We start from the raw sequence: 9,075 nt of genomic DNA, 5'->3' as shown, positions 1-9,075 counted from the left end.
CGCCGGCTTCCAAAAAAAACTCCCCTCGTTGTGTCGCGTTTTTCCGGCTCGTTCCCTTTGTTTTCAACCATTTGCCAATTATTGGGGGGGGTGAAGCAGGCGCGACCTTCCGCGCCAGCTCCACCGCCGCCGCGATCAACCTCGCTTGAGGTTCGCCTTGGGAAAGCTGACGCCGATCGTGTAATTCATCTTGCCCCATATCGAGAGCGCGTAGACGTTGGCGCGCACGTCGGGGTTTACAGCGAGATTGTAGATCGCATCCCGAACTGTGAAACCGTAGTCCTCGACGAGCCAGTCGATCATCCAGATGTGTGCCTGCTTGAAGCCTTCTTCGATCGGTCGATACGAGTTCAGCTGGACGATCTCGGTCGGTGTCTCCACCCGGACGAACGGGGTCTTTTTCTTCTTGATGACTTCGCATTTCAGCGTGATTTCGCCGCGGCTCTCGTCACCCGTGCCGCCAAACTCGGTCGCCTGGGAAGCGTGCAGGTCGCCGCCATAGAGCAGGGCGCCTTCATGGGCCACCGGGAAGAAGACCCGGTGGCCTTTCCGGAACTCACGCGTATCCAGGTTTCCCCCCCACGCGCATTGCATGGTCACGGTGTCGGAGCCGGACGAAGGGCGGTCGGGAACGACGCCCAGCGTGCCGACCAGCGGCTGGAGGTTCCACTTGATATGGTCGTCGTAGACGCCGATCCCGTCCGAGGTCGTGCCGCTCGGCCCGGGCAAATGCTTGATGAACTTTGTGGACGGGCCGCGGGCCTCCGCGTACTTGAACGAATCCGCCAGAGGGCCGGTGGCAGGGTCGATCAGCACATATCCCTTGTCTTCGACGACGATGTCGACGATGTCCACGGCGAGGGTGTCTCCCTGTTCCGCGCCCTCCACGTAGACGGGACCGGCGCAAGGGTTGAATTGCTTGAGTCGATGCAACTCGCCAAGGACCTCCGGGGTCGGCAGGTCATCTTCGGATCTTATCCTGTTGCTCATCGAATTTTCGACTTGCAAGACGAAGGTTTCTCCCTGCTTGACGCGGAGTCTGGGCTCCTTGAGCGCCATTTCATATTCGAGGGCATCCTCGCGGTTTATTCGTTGCATCGTCGTTCTCCTTGTTCAGTTTTTCGAGCTTTCCCTACCGGAGGGCTATCGCCGTCAGACGAGGATCATTCCGCCGTCCATCATGAATGTCTGGCCTGTGAAGTAGTCGGATCCGCTGGAGGCCAGGAAGATTGCAAGGCCGGCGAAATCGGAAGGGACGCTGGCACGGCCAAGCAGGATGTTGGGCGTATAGCGAGCCATCCATTCTCCGATGTTTTTCGTCACGCCGCGCTCGAGCATCTCGCGTTCCATTTTGTCCCAGAGCGGCGTAACCACCACGCCTGGCGCGATGCCGTTCACCGTGATGCCGTTCGAGGCCAGTTCGCGGGCGGCGGCTTGCGTGAGGGAGATCACAGCGGCCTTGCTGGCGCAGTACGGAGCGATGTCGGCGTAGCCTTGCCGTCCGGCGATGGACGTCGTGTTGATGATCTTGCCACCCTTGCCTTGCTTGATCATCTGCTTGGCGACCTCCTGCATGCACATCAGGGTGCCGAGAGCATTCACTCGCATGATCATCTCGAAGTTGGCCTCGTCGACCTCGAGAAACGGCTGGGGATCGTTGATGCCTGCGTTGTTGAACAGGACGTTGATCTCTCCGTACGTGGAGAGCGCGTGCTCGACCAGACGCTTGATGTCTGACCGCTCGGCGACGTTGGCGGAGATCGCGGTCGCCTCATGGCCGGAGCTTCTCAGGTCGGCCGCGATCGCTTCCGCATGCTGCTCGTTGCGGCCGCTCACCACGACGCGCGCGCCCGCTTTCGCCAAGGAGCGCGCGATCCCTTCGCCAAGGCCCTGGGTGCTGCCCGTGACGATGCAGACTTCGCCGTTCAGGCTGTTGATGGGGTTCTCCATTGGTCCTCTCTTCAGTTGTCCCTTTTGATCAGGTCGGCGGCTTTCTCCGCGATCATGACGGACGGGGCGTTTGTGTTGCCCGAGGGGATCGACGGCATCACCGATGCGTCCACGATCCGAAGCCCCCCGACGCCACGCACCCGTAACGCTGTATCGACGACGGAGCCCAGGTCGACACCCATGCGGCAACTACTGGTCGGGTGTAGCAGGGACAGGCCGTGCGAACGGGCGAGATCGCAAAAACCCACCGCGTCCAAGCCGTCCAAATCGTTGACCAGAGAGCTCTCGATCAGCGCCCGCATGGGGGCAGCGGACGCGATGCGGCGTGCGATAGCAAGTCCGTTGACGACAGCATCCCTGTCCTCCGGCTCGCTGAAGAAATTGAACCGGATTTGTGGCGCCGCTGAGGGATCCGCAGAACGGATGTGGACGGACCCGGAGCCCTTTGGCCGCAAATGCTCCACCATGATGGTGAAGCCCGAGAAGGGCTGCGGTTTGAGGTGTTCGTCCGTGCACCAGGCCTGCAACGTGATGAGCAGGTCGGGACGGTCGATTTCAGGGCTGCTTCTCACATAAACATTCGCGAAGTTGCCGTTGCTTGCCATCTGGCCGCCGCGCGTAATCAGATACCTCGCCGACGCGAGGGCTTTCCGCCAGAAGCTGGACGCAAGATCGTTGACCGTGATTGCCCGGGTGCAGCGGAACTCCAACGGCACCCCGAAATGGTCCTTGAGATTTTCGCCGACGGCGGGCAGGTCCGTGACAACGGGCACGCCGAACTTGGAGAGAATCTCGGCGTTGCCGACCCCGGACAGTTCAAGGATCTTGGGGGAATTGAAGGTTCCGGCGCAGAGGATCGTCTCCCCTAGGCTTGCAGCGTAGAAGGGGGTCCGGTCCATGCGGTACTCGACCCCGACGGCGACCCGCTCACTGAACCGAATGCGAGTGACTTCGGCACTGGTGAGCACTTTGAGGTTCGCACGCTTGCCCGCCGACTTCAGATGGCCTGACGCTGAACTGCTGCGGCGTCCGTGCCGCGTGTTGACTTGCGCGTAGCCTGCGCCCTCTTGGGACGCGCCGTTGAAGTCGCGGTTGAGCGGCGACCCGGTCGAAATGGCGGCATCGATGAAAGCATCCGCTAACGGGTGGGCGCTGAGGTCGGAGACCCAGATCGGGCCGCCGATGCCGTGATATTCGTCGGCACCGCGCGCCTGATGTTCGGCCTTTTTGAAGTAGGGCAGAACATCAGCATAGCCCCAGCCTGCGCAGCCGGCGCTTTGCCAGGAATCGAAATCCTCCCTTTGGCCGCGGGTATAGATCATTCCGTTGATCGACCCAGTTCCGCCGAGAAGCTTGCCTCTCGGCTGATATGTCGTTCGTCCGCCCAACTCGGGCTCCGGCTCGCTCCGGTAGCACCAGTTGTGGCGGCGATCGGTGTAGAGCTTGCCGTAGCCCATTGGGATGTGGACCCATGGACTGGAATCCCGCGGGCCGGCTTCGATCAACAGGATCCGCTTGCGGGCATCTTCGGAAAGCCTGGCTGCAACGACGCTGCCGGAGGAGCCTGCTCCGATGACGATATAGTCAAACGTCTCCGTATTGACGCTGACGGTGTGATCCCGCGCCATGGCAGTCTTCCAAGAATGGTCAAATTCGAGTTGCTGGATGCCAGCGGGCAGCCGAAGGTTTCCGGCTGCCCGAGACAAGCGCTATTGGCGCGACCACAGGTCCGGCAGCGTGTCGATGTTTTCAGGCGTCGCGATACGCCCGACGATCGAGCAGTCTGGCGCGCACGCAGGCTTCTCGCCCTTGGCCAGTTGCAGGGCGACCTCGATGGCCTTCTTGGACAGGACGTTGGCGTCGTACGTCACGTCCACATCGATGTACTTTTTACGCAGCGCGTCGATGGCGATGGGCTGGACGTCGAGCGCCGCGATGTAGACATGCTTGGGATCTCCGGCAGGAGCCCAGCGCCCCGCGGCCTCGAGCGCCGACTGCACCGCCGAAAGCGCGAAGTCGCTTGCCATGAAGATGCAGTTTGCCTCTGGATGAGCCCGGAAGGCATTTGCCGTGCCCGACCGGAAAATCTCCGGATCCCAGTTCGTCGGAATAGTCTGCAGGGTCTCGATCTTGCCCTTCGTAGCAGCAAGCCATCCTTCGTGCCTGGTATGCCCGTTAACGTCGGTCAACGCGCCCTGCAGCTCGATGCATTGACCCTTGACCCCTTTCGAAGCGAGGAGATCGGAGAGCGCGTTGGCGGCAGCCGTAGCGTCCTTGTTGCCGTCGCCTCCCAGATGGGCGGTAGGCTGCACCGAGCCCGGAGGGTGGTCGAACGTCAGAAACGGAATATTTGCATCCTGGGCCGCCTTGATGGATGCGCCGATGGCGCCGCTGTCCGCCGCACGCGCCATGATGATATCGACGCCCTGGTTGATCAGGTCCTCGATGTTCGCCGCCTGACGGGTGGGATCGTTGTCCGCGACGTTGAAAATGAACTTGACGTTGAAGCCGGCCGCTTTGCCCTGCGCCGCGCCCTCGCTCTGGAGATACTTCTCCCAGGCGTAGACGATTGGCTCTTGCTTGCTGTTCCAGGAAAAGCCGATCGTCAGGTCCTTTGCATTGGCAATAGCGGGCGTTGCGACGATCCCGAGAACCGTCACCAATTGCAGCAGTTTTCTCATTGTTACCTCCGGATTGTGCCGACTGACGTCGAGCTGACCTCTGCCCATTTCTTCTTTTTATCGAGCGATATATCGATATATGAGTTTGGTCGAGTGTCAATGGCTTGATGCAGAAAAATTGGAAAAGTGTGGTCTTTTCGCGAAAAATCCGAGTCTACGGGCGCTTCAGCGAGCAGGGATACATATCGATATATCGCCAATTTCAGAGCGCGGACCCCTCGGGCCGACGAGGGCGGCGACGGTCGCTTCGGCACTTTCACCGATCATAGCCAGACTCTCCGCCAAGAACGCCCGAGTTCGCTCGGTGATGCTCCCGGCAAACGGCTCTAGTGGAAGCGCGGCTTGCCACTCTGCTAATGGCGATGATCGCCGCTAAGTTTGGATCGTTAGCGGGGGCTGAATCGAAAGGTCCCGGTAACCAACAACCAGGGTTGCATCTTCAAGGGACCTTGACACGCTCTCGAGCGCTCAGAGTTCTTTGGTGAGAAACTGCGCGCGGCCGTGGCCAAATGACCAATCGGCATCAGTGTTCTCCACGAAGGAGACCATTAGGTCAGACGGTAAGACTCCGCATTCCTGGTGAAGATGCCGGGAAAGGTCCGCGTAAAACGTACGCTTCTGCTCGACCGTTCGCGGGCGAGAAATGACCTCCACCATCACGAAGCGGTCCGTGCGGGGGATATCTAGGCCAGTGTCGAGGGCTATCATGGTGCCTGGGGGATGTTGATCGACGATCTGGTAGCGGTCTCTTTCGGGAACTTGGAAAGACTGGACCATCGAACGATGTGCGACGTCCAACAGCGCGATCAAGCCCTCCTGCGACCATCCCGAGTACACGTGGAATTTCACCAGAGGCATGGGAATGCTTCTCCGTTTCTTTTCAACCCAGCCTCGAAAACAGGGCTTCGGCGAATGTCCGCGGCTCTTCCCACATTGGGTAGTGGCCACATCCGTGCAGGATCTGAAGGTCGAACTTTGGGAACCACGTCCCGATCGTGTCGCGAAGCCTCTGCGGCACCGCACCAGGGTCCTTCTCGCCGACGATGACGCGGACAGGAACTTGCAGAGGTTCGATTTCATCCGCGAAACCGGGGCCTGTCCAGGAACTCATGTATGCTTCGAGCACGTCGGGCCTAGTCCCGGCCAGGCTGGTATCCCGCAGCTTCGTCAGCCACTCGTCCGAACGCGTCCCTCCAGTGTTGGCATCGATCAGGCGCTTCCTTGCGTCCGGGTCCTTGATTGCAGCGAGGAGCATTTGACGGCGCTGATCATCAATTCGCGCGCCTGAAGCCGGCACGGGAGCCACAAGGATAGCCGACGCGATCTTCGCCGGAATATCGACGACCAGCCTCTGCACCGACATTCCCGCCATGGAGTGGCCGATCACGTGGTATTTTGACCAGCCCAATCCGGCCGAACATGAAACGATATCGGCGGCGATCTGCTCGATCGTGAAGGGTCCCCCGGAGTCCCTACGGCTGCCGTACCCCCTGGCGTCAAGGAGGGCAAAGCTATAGCGGGCTGTATCGACCAGCGGCACGAACGGATCGAACAGGTTGTGGTCCCCCATCCATCCGGCCACGGCGACAATGCGCTCCGGGCCGCTTCCGACGACCTTCGCGGGTACGATCTCGGTTGCCATTGGCTCTTCCCTTTCAGTACGATGCGTTGATGCCAGGCTGTTTTTCATTGCCGGGCGCGGCGGCCACGTCCGCCTTGACGTTCGCCTCCCTGAATGCCTTCACGCTTGCCGCTGCAGCGCCCGCCAGCAGTCTCACGTCATTCGAAACGGTCACCATGTCGAAGCCCCACCGCGCGGCACGGGTGGCGTAGGCGGGCGAACCGCAATGCAACGCGGCGCGAATGCCGGCGCCGTGGGCTGCATCGAGGATCTTCTTGATGGACCCGACCATCTCCGGTTCCTCGCGATCGAAGCCCGTCGGATATCTCATGCCGGTCAGGCCCAGCGTGAGGTCCGCAGGACCAATGTAGACGCCATCCAAGCCTGGGGTTGAGACGATTTCGGCAAGGTTCTTAACGGCCTCCGCCGTCTCGATCATCGCGAAGCACAGAACCTGTGCGTTCGCCTCCTGGCCATAGTTGGCACCCGCCGAAATGACCGCACGAGAAGGACCGAAGCTTCGAACGCCATACGGCGGATAGCGGACGTAGGAGACGAGAGCTTCCGCCTCTGCCCGGGAGTTGACCATGGGACAGATCACACCGTACGCGCCGGCGTCGAGAGCCTTCATGATGGAAGCGGGATCGAGCCATGGCACCCGAACCAACGGCATAACGCCGCTTGCCCTCATTGCCTGAAGCATGGAAACGGCGGCTTGGTAGTCGACGATGCCGTGCTGGAGGTCGATGGTGATGCTGTCATAACCCTGCTCGGCCATGATCTCTGCCGAGAAGGCGTTGGCGATCGACAGCCATCCGTTCAGGACGCAGCGGCCGTCATTCCACACCGCGTGAAGATTGTTGGGTTTCATAGGTTTCGCTTTCCCAGGACACGACCATATTTGTGAAGCACGTCCGGATCGGGCTCAAAGCCGATACCCGGGGTATCCGATACCTTGATCATTTCGCCGTCGCGGATGCCCTCGACATCCGCCAGCCACGCGTCGGGCTGGACGAAGTTGTACTCGAGTGCCGTGATGCTCGGCCTGGCGGCCGCCACCTGGAGCGATGCGTAGAAGCCCGGACCAAAGTAAGGCGAGTGGGGCATCAATGTGGTGCCAGCCCTGTCAGCAAGATCGACGATTCGCAGGTATTCCGAAATGCCGCCAACCTTGCTCATGCTCGGTTGTAGGTAGTCCACCGCGCCCGCCCTCAAAGCCTGCTCGATCTGAAAGCTCGTGCACCAGTTTTCGCCGGCGGCGATATTAAGGCCCTTGCCGCGGAGCGAGGCCAAGGCAGCGAAGTCCTCGGGTGGATAGATGGGCTCCTCGAGCCAAGTCAGGGAGAGCGCTCTCAGCTCCGCGAGGTTCTTCGTGACGAAGTCCGTGGACCAGGCGCAGTTGACGTCGACGCAGATGTCGGTGTGGGGCCCCACGGTCTTTCTGCAGGCTGTAATTGCGGGCAAGGTTATCTCGTGCAGCTTGATCCGGTGAAAGCCTGCGGCCAGCACCTCCTTCGAGGCGTCGACCACCAGATCGTGCTCAGCATAGCGGACGAGGCTCGCATAGAAGGGTATTCGCGTTCGAACCTCGCGTCGGCCCGCAAGCAACTGGTAGAGCGGCTTGCCCGCCCGTTTGGCGGCGAGATCCCAAAGCGCGATGTCGACCCCTGAGATCGCGAAGATCGTGACGCCGTAGCGTCCGAACATGTGAAGCTGGCGTTGAGTCCTGGCGTTCCACGCCGCAATATCATCGATCTCGGCACCCACGAGCATCGGCAAGATCAGCCGATCCATAACGGACTTGGTCGCATCGATCAGCGAATACCCGAATCCCTCGCCCCAGCCGACATTGCCAAGTTCGTCCTCCAGGCGCACCAGAGCAAACTCCAGTGTCTTCCAGGCTGTGGGCATGATCCCGACTCCCGTTCCGCGCAAGGCGAACGGGATTTCGACGAGGACCACTTCGGCGGATGTTATCTTCATGCGTCAAACCCATCGGGCGGGGGGAGAGTAAGGGTGGCGAAATAGCCGCCGATGGACCTCGTCTCTTGGGGCGGGAGCTGCGCCAGCGAACGGAAATCGCGGGCGTGGTTGACCGCGGCTTGGCCTATGGGGCGATAGCCGAGGGCCTCCGCGCGGCAATTGTCAAAGATGGGCGACGGGCAGTTCGACACCCCGTAAACCGTCTCGCAGCCCAACGTTGGGTGCGTCATTCCGAGATCCACGAGCTTGACCATGTCTTCGGCCGAGAGCCAGATGCGCTCGCGTCGGCCGTCGACGATCTCTGGATCGGCATTCCCGATGCGGACGTTCAACACGCGGAGGCCGTAGCGGGAGGCGTACATCGCGCAGGCAGCCTCGCCGAAGATCTTGGATAGCCCGTAGTAGCCGTCTGGTGCGGGAGGCGCGGTGTGATCCAATGTTTCGTCCGCGCTGTGAAGCCCGACCGCATGGTGGCTGGATGCGAAGATGAAGCGCTCCACGTTGGCCCGATGGCAGGCTTCCAGCAGGTTCAGCACAACCCGGTAGTTTGCGTCCAGCGTCTGCTCGAAGGAGAGCGCCGGACCGACGGCCCCGGCAAGATGAAGAACGCCGTCCGCCCCCGCCACCAACTTGGAGCAAAACTTCGGATCCGTGAGGTCGCCCAGCAGGAACGTCTCGTCTCCCGCGGCTTGAAGGGATTGTCGAGCCGTGCTGCGCAGTATGTAGCCTTCGCGCAACAAGGGACGGAGGTCGCGCCCCATGTTGCCGGCTGCTCCTGTCAGCACGAGCGTTTTCTTTTGAGCCATCGGCGCTGCCTGTTCTGCTTCCGTTTCGACCTGT

At 61.0% G+C, this 9,075-nt stretch carries 9 protein-coding genes; all 9 read right to left on the bottom strand.

Features of this window, described 5'->3' with window-relative positions:
* Positions 1 to 135: 135 nt before the first annotated feature.
* A complete protein-coding gene (locus P9230_RS21845; protein ID WP_278055624.1) occupies positions 136 to 1,098 on the bottom strand; it encodes an acetamidase/formamidase family protein in 963 nt (320 codons plus the stop codon).
* Positions 1,099 to 1,152: 54 nt separating this feature from the next.
* On the bottom strand, positions 1,153 to 1,950 hold the full coding sequence (locus P9230_RS21840; protein WP_278055622.1) for a glucose 1-dehydrogenase: 798 nt from the start codon (positions 1,948 to 1,950) through the stop codon (positions 1,153 to 1,155).
* An 11-nt stretch (positions 1,951 to 1,961) separates the two neighbouring features.
* Positions 1,962 to 3,578 (bottom strand): GMC family oxidoreductase N-terminal domain-containing protein, encoded by a 1,617-nt coding sequence (locus P9230_RS21835; protein ID WP_278055620.1) that lies wholly within the window; start codon positions 3,576 to 3,578, stop codon positions 1,962 to 1,964.
* A gap of 81 nt (positions 3,579 to 3,659) precedes the next feature.
* Positions 3,660 to 4,631 (bottom strand): sugar ABC transporter substrate-binding protein, encoded by a 972-nt coding sequence (locus P9230_RS21830; RefSeq protein ID WP_278055618.1) that lies wholly within the window; start codon positions 4,629 to 4,631, stop codon positions 3,660 to 3,662.
* 468 nt (positions 4,632 to 5,099) lie between these two features.
* On the bottom strand, positions 5,100 to 5,489 hold the full coding sequence (locus P9230_RS21825) for a tautomerase family protein (RefSeq protein WP_278055617.1): 390 nt from the start codon (positions 5,487 to 5,489) through the stop codon (positions 5,100 to 5,102).
* Positions 5,490 to 5,511: 22 nt separating this feature from the next.
* Positions 5,512 to 6,273 (bottom strand): alpha/beta hydrolase, encoded by a 762-nt coding sequence (locus P9230_RS21820; protein WP_278055615.1) that lies wholly within the window; start codon positions 6,271 to 6,273, stop codon positions 5,512 to 5,514.
* A gap of 13 nt (positions 6,274 to 6,286) precedes the next feature.
* Positions 6,287 to 7,123: an aldolase/citrate lyase family protein gene (locus P9230_RS21815; RefSeq protein ID WP_278055614.1), complete on the bottom strand. Its 837-nt coding sequence runs from the start codon at positions 7,121 to 7,123 to the stop codon at positions 6,287 to 6,289.
* Positions 7,120 to 8,235, bottom strand: coding sequence for a mandelate racemase/muconate lactonizing enzyme family protein (locus P9230_RS21810; protein ID WP_278055612.1), 1,116 nt, complete (start codon positions 8,233 to 8,235; stop codon positions 7,120 to 7,122). The genes P9230_RS21815 and P9230_RS21810 overlap by 4 nt, the downstream gene beginning before the upstream one ends.
* Positions 8,232 to 9,041 (bottom strand): NAD-dependent epimerase/dehydratase family protein, encoded by an 810-nt coding sequence (locus P9230_RS21805; protein ID WP_278055611.1) that lies wholly within the window; start codon positions 9,039 to 9,041, stop codon positions 8,232 to 8,234. Before P9230_RS21805 ends, P9230_RS21810 begins: the two co-directional genes overlap by 4 nt.
* Between the last annotated feature and the right edge of the window lie 34 nt (positions 9,042 to 9,075).

The sequence above is a fragment of the Mesorhizobium sp. WSM4887 genome (assembly GCF_029625865.1).
Lineage (GTDB): Bacteria > Pseudomonadota > Alphaproteobacteria > Rhizobiales > Rhizobiaceae > Mesorhizobium.
This window is presented reverse-complemented; position numbering and strand designations above follow the sequence as displayed.